This is a genomic window from Paenibacillus pseudetheri (assembly GCF_924513355.1).
Classification (GTDB): Bacteria; Bacillota; Bacilli; order Paenibacillales; family Paenibacillaceae; genus Paenibacillus_AQ; species Paenibacillus_AQ pseudetheri.
In genome coordinates, this window is record NZ_CAKMAB010000033.1 from 22,903 (window position 1) to 41,513 (window position 18,611).

The 18,611-nt window shown below is 42.7% G+C and carries 16 protein-coding genes; 12 read left to right on the forward strand and 4 right to left on the reverse strand.

What is annotated here, in order from left to right:
- Positions 1-9: 9 nt before the first annotated feature.
- The 3 genes from L1028_RS22880 to L1028_RS22890 all read left to right on the forward strand — a co-directional run bounded on the left by L1028_RS22880 (position 10) and on the right by L1028_RS22890 (position 6,596).
- Entirely contained in the window at positions 10-645 is a 636-nt protein-coding gene (locus L1028_RS22880) for a response regulator (protein ID WP_234540043.1), read from the forward strand.
- A 219-nt stretch (positions 646-864) separates the two neighbouring features.
- Positions 865-5,943, forward strand: coding sequence for an AAA family ATPase (locus L1028_RS22885; RefSeq protein WP_234540045.1), 5,079 nt, complete (start codon positions 865-867; stop codon positions 5,941-5,943).
- On the forward strand, positions 5,940-6,596 hold the full coding sequence (locus L1028_RS22890; protein WP_234540047.1) for a response regulator: 657 nt from the start codon (positions 5,940-5,942) through the stop codon (positions 6,594-6,596). Before L1028_RS22885 ends, L1028_RS22890 begins: the two co-directional genes overlap by 4 nt.
- Before the next feature lie 6 nt (positions 6,597-6,602).
- Here L1028_RS22890 and L1028_RS22895 read toward each other — a convergent pair whose 3' ends face one another.
- Positions 6,603-6,950: a DUF2752 domain-containing protein gene (locus L1028_RS22895; RefSeq protein ID WP_234540049.1), complete on the reverse strand. Its 348-nt coding sequence runs from the start codon at positions 6,948-6,950 to the stop codon at positions 6,603-6,605.
- A gap of 43 nt (positions 6,951-6,993) precedes the next feature.
- Positions 6,994-7,332, reverse strand: a complete 339-nt coding sequence (locus tag L1028_RS22900) for a DUF4234 domain-containing protein (RefSeq protein ID WP_234540054.1) — start codon at positions 7,330-7,332, stop codon at positions 6,994-6,996.
- 232 nt (positions 7,333-7,564) lie between these two features.
- On the opposite strand from L1028_RS22900, the gene L1028_RS22905 reads away from it, so the two are divergent.
- Positions 7,565-7,906: a zinc ribbon domain-containing protein YjdM gene (locus tag L1028_RS22905; protein WP_042131582.1), complete on the forward strand. Its 342-nt coding sequence runs from the start codon at positions 7,565-7,567 to the stop codon at positions 7,904-7,906.
- Positions 7,907-7,978: 72 nt separating this feature from the next.
- On the opposite strand, the gene L1028_RS22910 is transcribed toward L1028_RS22905, so the two are convergent.
- Positions 7,979-9,634 carry a histidine kinase N-terminal 7TM domain-containing diguanylate cyclase gene (locus L1028_RS22910; protein ID WP_234540125.1) on the reverse strand — a complete coding sequence of 552 codons (1,656 nt, stop codon included), beginning with the start codon at positions 9,632-9,634 and terminating at the stop codon, positions 7,979-7,981.
- Positions 9,635-9,682: 48 nt separating this feature from the next.
- On the reverse strand, positions 9,683-11,110 hold the full coding sequence (locus L1028_RS22915) for a putative bifunctional diguanylate cyclase/phosphodiesterase (RefSeq protein WP_234540057.1): 1,428 nt from the start codon (positions 11,108-11,110) through the stop codon (positions 9,683-9,685).
- Between the two features lie 522 nt (positions 11,111-11,632).
- Here L1028_RS22915 and L1028_RS22920 point away from each other — a divergent pair.
- From L1028_RS22920 to L1028_RS22955, 8 genes are all read left to right on the forward strand, one after another.
- A complete protein-coding gene (locus tag L1028_RS22920; protein WP_234540059.1) occupies positions 11,633-12,691 on the forward strand; it encodes an LLM class flavin-dependent oxidoreductase in 1,059 nt (352 codons plus the stop codon).
- Between the two features lie 73 nt (positions 12,692-12,764).
- Complete coding sequence (locus tag L1028_RS22925; RefSeq protein ID WP_234540061.1) at positions 12,765-13,220, forward strand: RidA family protein; 456 nt, start codon at positions 12,765-12,767, stop codon at positions 13,218-13,220.
- 153 nt (positions 13,221-13,373) lie between these two features.
- Entirely contained in the window at positions 13,374-14,408 is a 1,035-nt protein-coding gene (locus L1028_RS22930) for a C40 family peptidase (protein ID WP_234540063.1), read from the forward strand.
- A 67-nt stretch (positions 14,409-14,475) separates the two neighbouring features.
- Complete coding sequence (locus L1028_RS22935) at positions 14,476-15,156, forward strand: YdeI/OmpD-associated family protein (protein WP_234540128.1); 681 nt, start codon at positions 14,476-14,478, stop codon at positions 15,154-15,156.
- Between the two features lie 100 nt (positions 15,157-15,256).
- Complete coding sequence (locus L1028_RS22940; RefSeq protein ID WP_234540066.1) at positions 15,257-16,264, forward strand: sigma-70 family RNA polymerase sigma factor; 1,008 nt, start codon at positions 15,257-15,259, stop codon at positions 16,262-16,264.
- Between the two features lie 126 nt (positions 16,265-16,390).
- On the forward strand, positions 16,391-17,086 hold the full coding sequence (locus L1028_RS22945) for a response regulator transcription factor (RefSeq protein ID WP_234540068.1): 696 nt from the start codon (positions 16,391-16,393) through the stop codon (positions 17,084-17,086).
- 118 nt (positions 17,087-17,204) lie between these two features.
- Positions 17,205-18,068 carry a M15 family metallopeptidase gene (locus L1028_RS22950; protein WP_234540071.1) on the forward strand — a complete coding sequence of 288 codons (864 nt, stop codon included), beginning with the start codon at positions 17,205-17,207 and terminating at the stop codon, positions 18,066-18,068.
- A 29-nt stretch (positions 18,069-18,097) separates the two neighbouring features.
- Positions 18,098-18,589: a VanZ family protein gene (locus L1028_RS22955; protein WP_234540074.1), complete on the forward strand. Its 492-nt coding sequence runs from the start codon at positions 18,098-18,100 to the stop codon at positions 18,587-18,589.
- Positions 18,590-18,611: the final 22 nt, after the last annotated feature.

An 18,611-nucleotide genomic window follows, 5' to 3' on the forward strand; every position in this document is an offset into this window, starting at 1 on the left:
GGCCTTTCTATGAAAATCGTTATTGTGGATGATCATCCTTTAGTTAGAAGAGGGCTGGCATCTGTCATTTCAATGCAGCCAGGTGTGCAATTCGCTGGTGAAGCTACGAATGGTCAAGAAGCATTTGATGTGATTGAAGCAACAAAGCCAGATATTGTCCTCATTGATCTTAAGCTTGTTGATGAATCAGGCTTGGATATCATTAAGACAGCACGTGCTCGCGGCATTGTTAGTAAGTTCATTCTGTTGACCTCCTCTGCGAGCAGAGAGGATTTTTTGAGGGCTGAAGAGGTACTGGTAGATGGATATGTCCTAAAAGAGGCGCTGCCGGAGGAATTACTCTTTGCTATCCAGTTAGTGTACAAAGGGAGAAAGTATTATGATCCTGGTCTAATGGAAGAAAAGATGCGTATTAGCGGCAGCAGTCCGACGGATGAATTGACACCGAAAGAGAAGGAAGTACTGATTGAACTTGGACAAGGTGCTTGCAACAGAACGATCGCTATACGTCTCTTTATCAGTGAATTTACGGTCAAGAAGCATGTCAGCCAGATTTTAGCGAAGCTGCAGGTTAATGATCGGACACAGGCGGCACTGTACGCAAACGCGATAGGGCTAACAAAATACGAAATGTCTTATGAGTAGAAATATAACATTAGCATTAAATACGAGGAGGTGTCTCAGCAGCCAGTTCATAGCTCTTGGGACACCTCCTGAATTTTTAGGAGTTTTTATATCGAACAACTGATGGTAGGGCTCGATATAACATAGAGTAGCACGGCGAGATCAGATGATATAATGAGTATAACTACTTTGCGATATTGCGTATTCTGTCTACCTAATTGTAACTAGGGAGTGCTGTTAATGTTTGAGATGCCAGGATACCAAACGTTAGATCAAATAGAAACCACCTCAGATATCAGGCTGTACAGACTCCTACGTCAAGAAGATGGCCTTAGGGTTATCGCCAAGACAACTAAAGGCGAGTACCCGGGATCTACTATGGTTGATGCTTTTCGTTATGAGTATGACGTGCTTAAGCGACTTAGCGGTCGTGGAGCAATCGAGGCGTATAGCCTGGAAATCACACCGGATCGGCCAGTCCTTCTCCTAAAAGATATAGAGGGCAGTACGCTAGATCAGATACTGCGTACACCTGATTCACTGGAGCTTCCAGTGCTGCTTCGGATCGCCATCGCTGTTGCTGATTGTCTTATGCAAATTCATCGTGAAAAAATAACACTAAATGAACTAACCCCCGCTCATCTAATCGTCAATCCAATTACTTTTGAAACGAAATTTATGGATATACGAATGTGCTCGACTGAAAATGATACCTGTCCATTGTCACCCTTAAGCGGGCGACCGGATGCCGTACTTCCTTATATATCGCCAGAGCAAACGGGTCGAACTGGGTTGAACCCGGACTATCGTTCTGACTTTTATTCGCTTGGAGTCATTATGTATGAATGTTTCTCAGGCAGTCGCCCCTTTGAGCTTCATGATGTTGTTGATATTGTATATCGTCATCTTGCAGATACACCTGAGCCTTTACATCACAGGTTTCCAGCTATCCCTCTCTCTGTCTCTGACATTGTTGGTAAATGCATGGAGAAAATGCCTGATGCGAGATATGCCAGCGCCTTTGGAATCAAGTCGGATCTTGAGGAATGTCTATCCCATCTACAACAATACGGGTACATTGAGCCCTTCCTGTTAGGAAGCTGGGATATTCCTGAACGCTGGACGGTATCTGAACGATTCTACGGAAGACATTTTGAGAAACTAAGCTTACGAGAAGCACTGAAACGAGCATCGCAAGGTGCTGTAAAGACGGTCTGGCTTAGCGGTGAGAGTGGTATCGGCAAAACAACCTTTCTGAAAGAAACGCTTAGAAATTCGATTTCTTTGGATGGTTTTTTTGCCAGAGGCAAATTTGAATCTTTACATACTTCACTCCCTTATGGCATCTGGCATCAAGTTATAGAAGAATTGGTCAGTCAACTGCTGATGGAAACGAAGCTGCAGGTGGAGGTTTGGAAGCTGCGTATTGTACAAGCTGTAGACGGTTACGGGCAACTGCTGATTGAACTCGTCCCAAAACTTGAGCTCTTGATTGGCCCCCAACCATCTGTACCTCCGTTGCCGCCGCTGGAAGCTCAACATCGATTTCAATTAATCATGAGTCGATTTATACACCTCTTTCCTCATGAGGATCATCCTTTGATCTTGATATTGGACAATATGCAATGGGCGGATGAAACATCGCTGCAATATCTAACTTCGCTTATAGAGGACACGGCCACGAGTCATCTGCTAATCGTTCTTTCTTATCGTGACCGGGAAATTACGAGCCTGCACCCACTGAGTAGGCTGGAAAAGCATTTGATTGACCGTAACGTAGTGATGAGTAAAATTTCTCTACAGGCGCTTGAACTCACCGATTTAAAACAACTGCTACTGGATGTTATGCGTTACGAGGCTGCTGACTTGGACGAGTTAGCGCGGGTACTTCTACATAAGACAGATGGGAATCCACTATTTATTAAGCAATTCCTTCAGGATTTGATTGATGATCAGCGAGTGAAATTTGACGAGGATCTTCGAAGCTGGAAATGGGACCTCCAGCGCATTACTGAATTGAGTGTTCCCGATAATGCAGCAGCATATCTTTCAAGTAAATTACAGCAATTTCCCGATCAGACGGTGTATGCACTTAGTAGAGCTGCTTTATTGGGCAGCATATTTGATGTGGGTACGCTTGCCGAGATTACGGAGATTCCGGTAGAGACATTGACCGAAGCGTTGGAAGCTGCTGTGAATGGACGCTTGCTACAACCTGTTACCGGGGAGGAATATACGCATTTTAAATTCCAGCATAACCGCATCCATCGGGCGGCTCATGCACTTGTTCCCGAAGAGGCGCGCCCAGAGCTGCATTGGAGGATTGGCATGCTACTGCTAGGCCGCAGCTCTCTTAATGAAGGAACAATTCTATTTGAAGCTGTCCATCATTTGAATCAGGCGCTTGCGTGGATAGGTCGCCCTGAACAGAGGCTTGAATTGGTAGAGCTGAACTTACAGGCAGGGATAAAAGCGAAGCAAACAACCGCACATGAGACAGCCTTACAATATATGCTTCAGGCAACAGCGTTACTAGAGGAGCGGAGCTGGGAGGAGCACTATGAGCTAACCTTCCGGGTATTTCGGGAGAAGGCGGAGCTCGAATACTTATGTTCCCATTTTGACACGGCTAATGAATTATTCCATCTGCTAATTGATAAAGCTGCGACAAATATGGATAAGGCATACGTCTACGCGATGAAGGTGCAGTTGGAAGCAAGTAATGATAACCACGAAGAGGTTATCTCCTTAGGTCAGCATACATTATCGTTACTGAATGTGAAGCATAAATTTGATCCCGGCTATGTTCAATTGACACTCCAATGGTTACGATTGCGGCATAGATTACAGAAGGTCTCACTCGAATCGCTTAATCTTTTACCTCCGATGACGGATGAGGCTCGTAGAGTCGCAATGTCCACTTTAGATCATACGAGCAATGCCTGCTTCTATGTCAATCGCGAAGGGTGGCTCGCTTCTTCCTTCACCATGATTGAATTAACGCTCGATTATGGGATGACTCCGGAGGCTTCCATTGGATTCATAGGCTATGCAATGTTTCAATACTATTACTTCCGTAATGATGAAGAAACATTTAAATGGGCCATGCTGGCGTGCAGCTTATCGGAACCCTATCCGAAACTACATATGACAACCTTGGCTGCGTTTGCAATGTGCTACGATAGCTGGCGGAATTATGATCCAGCTATGCTCCGTATGTTTACCGAGAAAGCAGGTAAAGTGGGGCTGGAATCAGGTGACTTATGGAAAGGTAACCAGAACATGCTAATCAACTGTGCCTCCCTTTTGCAGTTTGGTCATCCACTAGGCGATATCTATGATCGGTTAATTACTCATTCCGGAGATTTGCTGCGCCATAACAACAGTCTTCATTGTAAGCAGGCTATCATAGCTGTGGCTACTCTATTTCGATTGACAGGTTATCGCTCTGTAGATGATCCATTTAACATCGCAGAGATTAGCGAACCTGATTTTGCACAGTCGGTTCATGGAGATACCTTTGATTTTATACAAGAAATGGTCTGGGTATACCAATATTTGACAGGATATGTATTTGGGGAGTACCGCGAAGCCAGTGAGGCATTAGCGAAATCAGCAGCCATTATAAAATCACGTGAAGATGGCTTAGACAGTCCCATGCAGATTGTGTATGAATGTTTAGTCTGGGCTCAGTTGCATGAGGAATATAACGCTGAAGAGCAACGTATATATCGGGCAAAAATGCGCAGTTGCCTGAAGAAAATGAAAAAGTTTGCTAGGCGTTGCCCGGTAAATTATGAGCATAAATATCTGTTGATGAAGGCTGAGCTGACTCGTCTATCGCGAGATCCACGACAAGCTGAAGCCTTATATGAGCAGTCTATTGAGACTGCTCGTATCAACGGTCATATTCACGATTTAGCGATGGCGGCGGAGTGTTACGGCAAGTATGGGCTTCGTCATGGCAAATTGCATCTAGCAAGAATCTATATGACTGAGGCTTACGAGGCTTATCTGCAATGGGGCGCAAAGGCTAAAGCGGCTGACCTTGAGCAGCAGCATAGCCATTTGCTGCATATTAAACGGGAGCCCGGGCTCGATCGAGTCGATTCCCTTTCTGTGGTGATGTCTGCACAAGCTTTATCGGGCGAGATGGAGATGAGTCGATTATTGGCCACGCTGATGCGGATCATGCTCCATAATGCTGGGGCCGAATATGGGGCAGTTATTTTTGATCATGATGGCAAATGGATGGTTGAAGCTTATGGTACCGCAGAGGCTCAACATATCGAATCTGTTCCTCTAGGGGAAGAGTCAGATCTTGTTCCGGCAGCGATTATAGCCTATGCAGCAAGAACACAGGAGCAGGTTGTATTACATGATGCGCTCAGTGATGGGATATTTACGCGTAACGTTTACGTTAGAAAGAATAGACTGAAATCGGTTCTTTGTCTTCCTATCATGAATCAGAATAAATTGGTTTGTTTACTCTATTTGGAGAATAACCTAGCCCCAGGTGTATTTACTCCAAGTAGACTCGATGTGCTCAAGCTGCTTGGTTCACAATGCGCAATCTCAATTGCTAACGCCAAGCTGTATTCGGGAATCCAATATCTTAAAAAAAATCTAGAGGACCAAGTTGTAGAAAGAACTCGTAGTCTGGAGCGTTCGATGCGAGAAACATCTGCGGCTTTGGCCGAAGCTACCGTCTTTGAGGAACGTAATCGTATTGCCCAAGAGATTCATGACATTGTTGGGCATACACTTACATCGACGATTCTGCAGATTGAAGCCGGAAAGCGTCTGCTCCAGAAAAAAGATATAGATAGTGGCGTCCAGCGATTGGTTGAGGCGCAGGATCTTGTTCGGCATAGCTTGAATGAAATCCGCGGTTCTGTCCATATGCTGAAGGAGGACAAGTATTCGGACCTTACGGTTATGTTGAAGCAGCTGATTCGTGATACTGAGCGTAATGCAGGCGTTGTCGTCCATGCCATTATTTATGATCTGCCGGAGGCCATGTCAACAGCCTATAAAAAGGCCATCTATCATGCTTTGCAGGAGGGGCTAACGAATGGAATCAGACACGGTAAGAGTACGGAGTTCCATTTTAGTCTGGAGTCTGTCGGAGCGAATTTGCAGTTTAGGCTCAAAGATCGTGGGTCAGGAGATAGTCATATAGTGATGGGTTTTGGACTTAGGACGATGAAAGAACGGGTGGAGCAACTGGGAGGTAGCTTATCCATCGATTCAGAAATGAATGAGGGCTGTCTACTGGAAATCGATCTGCCAATGCGAAGGGTTGGGAATAGAAAATGAGTAAGATAAAGATTGTAATTGCAGATGATCAATTGTTGACGCGTGAAGGACTTCGTACCATTCTGGATCTGGAGGATGATATGGAGGTGGTCGGCGCTGCCAAGAACGGTGAAGAGGCCTGCGTGATGGTGGAAACATTTCAGCCCGATCTGGTACTGCTTGATGTTCAAATGCCGATTATGAATGGGATCAGTGCACTAAAACGAATCAAGCAGATTCGTCCAGATATATTCATTCTGATTTTAACCACTTTTATAGAGACCGACTATATTGTTGAGGGTATGGCATTTGGAGCAAGCGGGTATATGCTGAAGGATATGGATGCAGACAAAATGATTTCTTCGATCCGTGATACGATATCCGGGCAATTTATCCTGCCAGCCCCGGTAGCAGCGAAATTGGCGACGAGAATGAATAGACTGACGGAGTACGAACATTGGCAAAGATCCAATGTAGATCGGATGAGTCTGACAGAACGGGAAGAGGAGTTGGCGCAGCTCATTATCCGGGGACTGAATAACCGCGAAATCGCCGATACACTGCATATCGCGGAGGGAACAGCGCGTAATTATATTAGTAATCTTTATAGCAAATTAGAGGTGGTTGACCGGGCTCAGGCGATTGTGCGACTTCAAGCGATTATGCAACCATAGTTGATGCTAACGAATTACTGTTGGGGCCAAGTAATCAAACATTGGGAAATTTCTCAGTACTCCAAATGTAACGGTTAGGATCAACATCAAAGCCATAATTCCATGGCTAAGTGGTTGAATACGCTTCTTTTCAGTAATCAAGTACAGCATATAGAGAGGCGCCAGAATAAATAGCAACGGGTTAAATCTAAACGCCTGAATGAAGTCGAACTTTAACAAGGATAGAATAACTCTTGTGATTCCACATCCCGGACAATAAAATCCAGTCCATTCATGAAATAGACAAGGTATACCTATATTGGTTAAGGGCATCCATACAGTGAAATACAGGAAGCCAAGGAGACTTAAGGACATACCCCAAAATAGTTTAGGGTGTGTCCTCTTATGCATAGTGAAATTATACCAATTTGTTAACATCGGATTGCACCAAAGCATATGTAACAATACCAAAACTAAAAATGGTGAGGATCACATAAAGAGCTGAATTATCGGATACGAGTTGGCCGCGTTGTCTTTGAGCCTCTGCAACATGTTTACCGATCTGGTAGGCCCAAACCAGGCTCCATATCCCGCAAGTAATCAATGTCAGAAGGAAATGCTTTCCTCCAGTAAATGTGTAGTCTCCACTTAGCTTGCCTACGTCATTCGTTAGAGCAATAAACCAAAATATTCCGTATATTCCACATGTAATTAATGACAATATAATGGAAAATCCGACACTCCTTTGACTAATCATTGTTCACTCTCCTATGTATTTATTGAAAATTTTACATTATTATTATCATAGTCAATTGTGAAAACATATACAAGATAATATTTAGTAGTTTGTTTTCTAAGCGGAAATCAGGTAATGTCGAACAAAGCTTACTATCTGGATATAGTGGATTCCTTCATGAATATGAAATATACTTTTAAAGGTCAGCTATAAGACAGCTAGAATTTGAACTACGATTGGAGAAAATGAAACGATGTCTAATTTACCGAACTGCCCGAAATGTAATTCTGAGTACACTTATGAAGATGGAAGTCTACTTGTTTGCCCGGAATGTGCACATGAGTGGACATTAGAATCAGAGTCTGAGAATAGTGAAGATCAAAAGGTTATCAAAGATGCCAACGGTAATGTATTAAACGACGGCGATTCAGTAACCGTAATCAAGGACCTTAAGGTAAAAGGAAGCTCATCCGTTCTGAAGATAGGTACCAAAGTGAAAAACATCCGTTTAGTGGACGGAGATCATGATATTGATTGCAAAATTGATGGGTTTGGAGCTATGAAATTAAAATCTGAATTTGTTAAAAAGATATAAAAAGAAAGAATCAGCTTACCTTCGATAGAAGTAGGGCTGATTCTTTTTTTTGAGCCAATATTCGAAAGAGCATTATCTTATGATCTCAACAATCTGGTTTCGTCCTGCATTTTTGGCTTGATATAAGGCTTTGTCCACAGATTCGAATAAATCATTTAGTTGATTGGTCGGGCTTTCTGCATACTGCTCTGCAAAATTATTAATGGACAGTAGTCCCATGCTTACAGTGATAGATACAGAATGAGCAACCTCATCCAAATATACTTTATTGGCCTCTATCATGAATTTGATATGCTCTGCCCAGAGGTTTGCTTGTGAGTGGTTCGTATTTGGTAAATAGACGATAAACTCTTCTCCGCCATAACGTGCCAGAATATCCGTCTCCCTCAGCGATTGCTTAATGACCTCTACCGTGCTGCAAATTACAACATCGCCTACTAAATGGCCGTAATTGTCGTTCACTGTTTTGAAAAAGTCGATATCCAGTAGAATGATGGCAAAAGGCTGCTTCAATATCATATTTTCTATGATTTCTTGTTCTAAGTACTGCGTTAAGTAATGACGGTTATAACAACCTGTTAAGCTGTCGGTTATGGCCATCTGCTTGAGTTTTTGGTTGGTCTGAGAAAGCTCACTTTGGATTTCAATTAATGCCAGATTACGCTCTTGCAGGATCACGTTCTGATGATTAGTCTCAGCAATGAGGCGATGCAGCTCGCTTCTATCCTGAAAAGTGAGAATCCGTCCAACCATGATATCGCCTACGACAATTGGTGCCGCTGTAATATTGATGTATGCTTGGAGCGAGGTGTAGAATACTTCAACTTCGGTTCTCTCCATGGGCTGTTTAAGATATGAATGTTGAAACAATCGGAAAGCGCTGGCAGTCTGCTCCTGGGGTGTTAGCGTCGATAAGTCGAAGCGATCACCGATCTGTAGGTTGATATTTGGCAAAAGCGATCGATTGATTTCTACCACAGTCTCGTTATCATCCAGTACAAGGATACCTAGTGTGAGTGTGTCAATGATATCCTGATGGGCGATGGTTACGAGATCAAATATTTTATCGCGATGGATGGCAATGACGAAAAAGATGGCAGAGATTAGTATCCCCAGAGAGGTCATCCCCGGAATCACCGGCTGAGATTTAAATAGTACCACATTAAGAAAGACATCCAGTAATACAAATACAGTCAGCACTAGTACACCTTTGAGTACATGAGTAACCTGTTTTTTGATCCGCTGTGTGGCGTTCGATATAAGCGCTGAATAGATGATATACAGAGAAATAGTAATGGTGCAGATCAAAAAGAGAATAAACAGCCAAAAAAGCGGACCATAGGATCTTTCAACATATCCACCATGCATAGGGAGTACAAAGCTTTGCTTTGGATTGATGATCACTCCTATTAAGATCAATGCTGCGACAATGTATAGGATCAGCGTTTTCTTTTTTCGGAGGAGATATGATTTGCCAGTGAGAAAAATCGTAAAAAGAAGCCATCCAATCGTTAACAGTATCGAGTCAATAAAAGCGAGCTTTACATAAAACAATTGAACATCGGGATCAACTGTAGTCTTGAGAGCAAATTGACAGAAGGGCCATAACATCATCGTGAAATGGAAAGTCAAGTAAACCTTATGTAAGTTAGTGATTGTTACAGTAACAAATATGTAGATGAACAGAACGAATAGAACGAAGAATAATGATAAGTCAATCCATGTCATGACATTCAATCCGGTAACACCTTCTTATACAAAAAAATAGGTTCATTTTTATTCATTTAAGCTCGAAACCTTCTCCCACTCGGTTAATAGCTCTTTTACGCTCTGTGCGGACTGTGGCTTACTGAACAAGTAACCTTGAATTTTATCGCAGCCTTGCTCCTGCAAGTAATCGAGTTGTACAGTGCGTTCCACACCTTCTGCAATAACACACATATTCATGCGTTTACCTATCATAATAATTTGTTCGACGAGAACGGCTTGATGTGTCCCTGTTCGAATGGAATCAATGAAGGACTTGTCTATTTTTAAAGTCGAGATCGGCATATGAGTAAGATAGCTTAAGGAGGAATAACCGGTACCAAAGTCATCCAAGGCAATTTTTATGTTGTGAGCTCTGAGTTCAGTCAGTTTACTGCTCACATATTCGTAAGATTCAACCAGAACACTCTCTGTGATCTCCAGCTCTAAGTATTCAGGATCTAGCCCGGAGGCTTGCAAGGTGTCTAGAACTAACTCATTGAAGTCGCTTTGCAGTAGCTGCAGCATTGAAATATTAACAGACATCGTCAGATGTGATAATCCTTGCTCATGAAGGCTTTTCAAAAAGGCGCAGGCCGTTCTGAGCACCCACGCTCCGAGGGGAATGATGAGATGGGAATCTTCTGCTATTTTGATAAACTTATCCGGAGGGACCATACCTAGTATAGGGCTGTTCCAGCGCATAAGAGCCTCTAGTCCCGTCACCCTGTTCTGAGCCAGATCAATCTGTGGTTGATAGAATACTTCCAGCTCATTTTTCTCTAAAGCATTATACAACCGCTTCTCAATGTTCATTCGCTCAGTAAAAGTATCATTGAGCGGTTGATCAAAGACAATAATTTGACCCTTGCCAGCGTCTTTGGCTTTATACATAGCGATGTCTGCGCATTTAAGGAGTTCCATAATATTACTTCCATGTTCGGGGTGAGTACTGATTCCGATGCTTAGGCTAACATGTAGGAGACTGTCATCCATCTCAATCGCATCTTTAAAACCGGTAATAATCTGGGAGGCTACGCTTGTTATGCACTGACTGTTCTCAATAGAATATAAAAGAACGATGAACTCATCCCCGGCGAAACGATACACTTCCCCACTACTCCCAACCAGCGACACCAATCTCTCACTTACCTTAACAATTAGCCGGTCACCAAATTCATGGCCCATCGTATCATTTACATATTTGAAGTAATCAATGTCGATGAACATTAAGGCTGCAATGTTATTCAGTTCCAAAATGTGAGGCCCATTCTCATAAAAGGCTAATTTGTTGGGCAAGCCGGTTAATAGATCATGATACGCCAGGTAATGCATCCTTTCTTCATTCAAGGCTAGCTTCTCTTGATTCTCAATGAGCTGATCATATTGTTGTCTGAGTTCTTCTTCCGTAGCTGTGATTTCCTCATAGGCGGCCTCTAGATTTTCGTGGGCGCTCACCCTATCCCTATAGGCAAGATCCAGTTTCTTTTCGATCCTTTTAATCCGTTTCAGAGTGCCTAGAATTAATGCAAAGATAAGCAAAGCTGTTATGAGGATAAAGAACCAGCCTTTAATTATATTAATAAGTCTAATCCACTCCGGATCTCGCGTAAAAGTGGAAACGGCTTTATCTGTTAAAGGAATCCATAAGCATCCTATAATAAAATATATTACGGCGATTTTTAAGGAACCCCAAACAGGATTGAAGGTTTGTTTGGATATGGAATTTTTGTGTTTATTTCTTTGAAGCATATGTCCCTCCTATATTAAGCATGAGATGCATGAGAGCTACTTGTTGTAGATCATTTCAACATATTTCATCAAAATCCTCTATTTGTCAGCGATGTTCTGCAAATTTTAAGAATGAGTTTTTGGACAAGCTGGAGCTAGGCACTAATGCCTAGCTATGCTTGAACGTAACTTGTGTTATAATCAAACAAACAACTCGAAGAGAAAATTATAGTTAAGGGGGAATCGTAAGTGGAAATAGGCATCAGTACGTTCGTAGAAACAACACCGGATGTTCAATCGGGGGAGTTAATAAGTCATGCACAGCGATTGCGCGAGGTCGTAGAGGAGATTGTTCTTGCAGATAAGGTGGGCTTAGATATATTCGGTGTGGGTGAACATCATCGAAAGGATTATGCTGCATCTTCTCCAGCGGTTTTGCTGGCTGCGGCTGCCTCACAGACGACACGAATTCGGCTGACCAGTGCGGTAACCGTGCTGTCCTCTGCTGATCCAGTACGTGTATTTCAGGATTTTGCAACACTTGATGGAATCTCAAATGGACGGGCAGAAATCATGGCAGGCCGGGGTTCTTTTATCGAATCTTTCCCGCTCTTTGGATATGATTTAAATGACTACGATGAGTTATTCGATGAGAAGCTTGACCTGTTGTTAAAAATAACGGCATCCGAAAAAGTAACCTGGAGTGGAAATCATCGCTCAGCCATTAATAATCTGGGGATTTATCCGCGCCCCGTTCAGAATCCTTTGCCCGTATGGATTGGCAGTGGAGGCAATACAGAATCTGTGATTCGTGCTGGCCTGCTCGGGCTACCACTTGTGCTCGCGATTATCGGAGGCAGTCCGTTGCAGTTTGCTCCACTGGTGAAGCTCTATAAGAAAGCGGCGGCCCAAGCAGGACATGATGTGTCGAAGCTTCCGGTTGCCTCACACTCGCACGGCTTTATTGCAGAGGATAATCAGCTTGCGGCCGATCTGTTCTTCCCCTCTACGCAGGCTAGCATGAATGTGATTGGCCGTGAGCGTGGCTGGGGTCATTATAGTCGGGCGAGCTTTGATGCGGCACGTAGATTTGAAGGTGCCTTGTATGTAGGAGATCCAGACACTGTTGCTGAGAAGATTATTCACCTACGCAAACACGTAGGAATTACACGCTTTATGCTGCATGTACCGCTGGGTACGATGCCTCATAAGGATGTAATGAGAGCCATTGAGCTATTGGGTACTGAAGTAGCGCCAATTGTTCGAGCTGAGATATCGAGATGGGAAGCAGAGGTTGATGCAAAATAGGATTGACCCTTTCTAGATTAACCAGTATGATCTTACCAATTTATTGAAGTTTCGATTGGAGGAGAAGACTGAAGTGACGGATCGAATCATAGCGGACAGACTCGAGGCATTAGGGATTGTCCTGCCTAGTGCTAGTGAACCCGCGGCAAAGTATGCTAACTACGTCATCGTTAATGGATTATGTTTTGTATCGGGAAAAGGACCTGCTGGGCATCCCAAAGGAAAGCTAGGACAGGAGTTCAACACCGAAGAAGGCTACCATTTTGCACGTCAGACTGGTATAGAGATCCTTGCTGTCCTTGAGTCAGCTTTAGGCTCCTTGGATAAAGTGAAGAGAGTGGTCAAAATTCAAGGATTTGTGAATGCAGACCCCTTATTCGAAGAACATCACAAAGTGCTTAATGGCTGTTCGGATTTAATGCTGGAGGTATTCGGAGACAAGGGCAGTCATGCTCGTTCGGTATTGGGTGCTGTTTCTGTAAGGGATAATCTTCCGGTCATTATCGATTCTATTTTTGAAGTGGATTAAAAAGAGGGCTGTGGCACCGAAAGGTGACCGCAGTCCTCTTTTTTACATGGTTTGAGCTGTAGTTAGACGGCAACCCCAATAATTGTAACAAAACTAATTACCCTTTTTTTAGTAATAATAATTGAACATATCAATCAACGAGGTGATGACATCATGAGGATTCATAAGAAAGCCACTCTATTTGCACTACTTACATCTATACTCTATGCAGCTCCAGCCCATGCGGCGGTAACGCCTTTGAATCAGGTTACAGGCGTTTTTCTGGATGATCGGCAGCTTGAATTAGAGGTTCAGCCCTTGCTCATAAACGGTACAACGCTTATTCCCATGCGCAAGCTGTTTGAAGAACAGGGAGCAAAGATTTCATGGAACAACGATACCAAAACAGTTAAGGCCACTAAGGGAAATCTGGTACTGACCTATCAAATAGGAAATTTATCCGCGAACAAAAATGGACAAGCCCTAAGCTTAACCGTCCCGGGCCAGGTTGTCGGTGGTAACACGATGATGCCGCTGCGTTTTGTAAGCGAGGCTCTAGGTAGCACCGTGAAGTGGGAGGCTAACACTCGGACCGTCCGCATCTATTCTGCGCTGAATTACGATACAACGATTCGTTATGGGGTTAACCTGCGCAGTTCGCCGAATTCATCGGATCAATCAGGTGTCCAGCAAATGTTGTCCGTAGGCGATAAAGTCCATATCGTTAGAGAAGTGGATGCTTTGTGGTTAGAAGTGCGAACGCAAGATAACAAGACGGGGTACATATCTGCTAAAGCGAAATATAGCGATTATACTAGTGAGTCGCTCGCTGAGAAGCAGGGAAGCGCGTTGCTTGCTTACGGTGAAAAGTATTTGGGAACCCCTTATGAATTTGGTGCAGCAACGAACCAGACATCTACCTTTGACTGTTCTTCTTTCGTAGCGCATTTATTTGATAACGTGTTATCGGTGGATCTGCCACGCGCCTCTTATAATCAAGCCAAAGAAGGGAAGGAAGTTGCGATCAGTGAACTCCGTAAAGGGGATCTCCTCTTCTTTAGTGCACGTGGTCTCGACATTGGTCATGTTGCCATGTATGCGGGAAATAATCAGATATTGCATACGTATTCTAAAGAGCAAGGCGTCCATTATGAAGCCCTGAGTGAGAAGTGGAAGAAGCGTTTTGTGACGGCCCGTAGAATGTTTTAGATTGGGTAGCGATTAGGCTATAATGATCACGATGAAGAAGCATCCGAATACATTTGGGGGATGAAGCATAGTGACTAAAACAATCGTAGAAAAGCTGAACTTACAAAAATACAACCAAGTAGCGATATTGAGTAAACCAGAAGGCTCCGATTATTTAGTGGAATTGACGGATTATGATACCTCGCTAAATGGGGCGTATGATCTTATATTTGCCTTTGTACTAGACATGGTGTCGTTACAGGAACTAGTGAACCGTGTGATTGAGCAACAGCATCTTCATAAGAATGGCTATCTCTTTGTGGCGTACCCTAAAAAGGGAAACAAAGTGTATCCGACCTTTATTCATCGTGACGACTTACTAGAGGGTCTGGGCAGTGATGAGAATGGCTACATCGGGACAAGCAATATTAAATTTGCACGCATGGTAGGATTGGATGATGTCTTTACAGTTGTGGGGTTAAAAGAGGACGCTAAGGGTAAAGGTCAGCTTTCCAATACACCAAGTCAATCTGTGGATGATTATATTTCTTTCATTCCAAATGTGGAGCAAGATCTGAAAGATACGTCGGATTTGCTTGAGATTTATCAATCGCTTACCCCGGGATATCGCAAAGATTGGGCTCGATATGTCTATAGTGCCAAACAAGAGGCAACAAGAGCTAAGCGTAAAGAGGAAATGAAGATGATTTTAAGGGCTGGTTATAAAAGTCGAGAGTTGTATCGGCAAGCCAGTGGTACAGAGTCCTAATCGACCTCTCTTCATTAAAAAGAATATTTACAGGCATAAAGACGGTTTTTGAACTCCTTTTCCGTCTATGTTATGAGCTTGATTGTTAAGGAGGCAGATAGTGACTTGTACGGATGCAGAACTGGTAGATAAAGTGTGTAAAGGGGATATGGATGCATTCAGTGGGCTTATCGGTAAATATTCCAATGCAGTATACGGAGTAGCTTACGGTAAATTGGGTGATTTCCACACCGCGCAAGACATTACACAAGAGGTTTTTGTTAAAACCTATCGTAATTTACCCAACTTAAAAGAGCCAGAGAAACTCGCCAGTTGGTTATATGCAGTTACTACACGGGAATGTATGGATTGGTTTAGAGTGAATAAGAAGAAAGCTGCATATGAATTCATGGAGCAAATCGAGGTTTCTCAGCTGGAGACCACTGAAGATCAGCTCCTCCGAAAAGAACTCCAGCAAGATGTGTGGAAGGCATTAAACACCTTATCCGAAGCTAACCGTATAGTCACCATTCTATTCTATATCGACAACTATAAGGTTAGGGAGATCGCTGATTTCCTTGATTTATCTATTGAAGCTGTCGAGAGTAGACTCCGCAGATCAAGAACGATCTTAAAAAGGGAGATGTTGAGTACAGTGAATAACAATCTAAGTGAAAACAAATTGCAGGACGAATTTAAAAAGAGGGTTTTTCAGGATGAAAGAATGCCTGAAACCAACTTTCGTCGTGTGGCCATGGGCCAAAGTGAATTCGATGATATTGATATGCCTAAGACGAACTTTTCTAATGTAAATATGGCGGGTACCAAGTTTGACAATGTTAATATGAGCAGTACTACTTTTAACGATATCAATATGCATCTTGTTAAGTTTAATGAAGTCGGATTGTGGGAAATTGAGGTTAGCAATAGTGAATTAGGAGAAGCTTATTTCCATGATATTCACTTGTATGGTAAAGGCAATAAGTTTGAACGATGCCAGCTTAACGGCACATCTTTTGTAGAGTGTGATCTTTCGAATGTGGAGATAAAAGACTGCAATCTTTCAGGCGCCACAGTTAATGGCATTTCATTAGAGGCCCTGCTAGAGAGCTATCATAAAAGTAAATAATAATACAACAGTTCTATTTATTCATCATAGATTTCATCGAAACCACTTCATCCTAGGAGTGGTTTTTAAGTTTGGGGTATAATGGATGTAGATCATATAGTATAAACCTATAGGGGTGAAGTATAGATGAAGCGCATTACGATTTTAATTGCGGATGATGAGGCGGAGATTGCGGATTTGGTGGCTTTGCATTTGCAAAAAGAAGGGTATCATATCATTAAAGTATCCGATGGGCGTGCAGCGGTACAAGCCATTGAGTCCCAAACGATAGATTTGGCGATTCTGGATATTATGATGCCAGGGCTGGATGGCTATGAGGTAACCCGTCACATTCGGGAGCAGCATCATCTGCCGATTATTTTTTTAAGTGCGAAGACTTCTGATCTGGATAAGATCACGGGACTAGTCATGGGCGGAGATGATTATATGACCAAACCGTTCAATCCAATGGAGTTAGTCGCCCGTGTTAATTCTCAGCTTCGGCGCTCTATACAATTCAGTCAGCCCGCAGCCGTTCCTAAATCGGTCCTTGAAGTAGGTGGATTGACGATTTCACCAGATGAACATACCGTTACTCTTTACGGTGAGGAGATAGACTTAACTCCGAAAGAGTTTGATATTCTGCATTTATTGGCCAGTCATCCCAAGCAGGTATTTAGCGCAGAGAGCATTTTCCAACAAGTGTGGGGAGAAGCCTATTATGAGAGTGGTAATACGGTTATGGTGCATATCCGTACCTTGCGCAAAAAACTTGGAGAAGACATCAATAAGAACAAATTTATTAAGACAATCTGGGGTGTAGGATACACCTTTACTGGCTAAGGTCACTGATCTCTTATATATTTTAAGAAAAACTTTATAATTGTCCCGCTTTTTCTTTAAAGTGTCTCCGTTATTCTATTCTTATCAAGCGTAAATAGGAAATGGGAGGACATTACGGATGAAGAAGTGGGGCTTTTTGATGATCGTTGTGTTGTTGCTTGGTTATGCAGCCGCTCGTTATTTGCCGGAAACGGGTAATCTAGCTGATAACAATGATAAGAATGATAAGATCCAGAAAGGATCGATTAGAGATAGCGATAGTATAAAGGTGGTTACGCAAGATCAGGTATATCAAGGGGATTTATTGCTGGTGAACAGACAATATCCGGTACATGAGGACAGCGTGAAGTCTGATATTGTGACCTTATTTGATCAGAAGGATCTGGTTCAGGGCTATGGACTACTAGATACCTCGATTCGGTTGTCTGAAAGTGTTGCACATAAATTCAATAAGATGATCAAGGCTGCTGAAAAGGATGGCGTGAATCATTTTTTAATTAGCAGTGGGTACAGAGACTTTGAGGAGCAAGAGCAATTGTATGAGGAAAAAGGCTCAGACTATGCTTTGCCAGCACAATATAGCGAACATAATTTAGGATTATCTCTGGACATCGGATCGTCTCAATCGGAGATGAGCAAAGCGCCAGAAGGCAAATGGCTGGAAGATAACTCTTGGAAATACGGCTTTATTTTACGCTATCCGAAGGACAAAACGGAGATTACGGGGATTAAATATGAACCTTGGCATTTCCGTTATGTCGGGTTGCCGCACAGTGCGATCATTCATGAGAAGGGGATTGTGCTGGAACAATATTTAGATCTTTTGAAGGAGAATAGTGAAATTTCAACGGTTGTAGACGGAAAAACATATACAGTAAACTATTATCCAGTATCAGGTTATACAAGTATTAAGATTCCAAAGAAAGGGCAATATAAAACGTCGGGCGATAATATGGACGGCGTAATTGTCACTACATTTTGATGAGTACAGAGCCTAAGAGCAACTCTATTATGAAATTATTGCTGGCAGCCGTATTCATCGTCTATATGTATTTCTTGATCCGAATTATTGTATTTAAAGGCGCACCTTTTAGCTTGCAATCACTTTGGGAACAAGCGGGACGTATGCTCGAACATCCCGAAAGAATTTTTAAACGACAGGGCAACTATGTACCCTTTAAAGAGATCTCGCAAGAGATAAAGCATCTGTCACTTTCAGATCCTTTTTCATCACTTAATTTAGTGGGCAATCTTCTGGCATTTATTCCGTTTGGAGCCTTTGTTCCTATGCTGTTGTCGCAAAAAGTAAGGTTATTTCAAAAGGTCTTCATACTCTCTTTTGCACTGAGTCTGAGCTTTGAAGTTACACAATTAGTATTGTATATCGGCACCTTTGACGTGGATGATCTGATCTTAAACACTTGCGGTGGGGTAGTCGGTTACACCATATATAGAATGCTGGTTTCTTCTGGATTGTTTACAACTATATCGAAGCGATGTTAGTATTTGTGGATGGTAGATATAG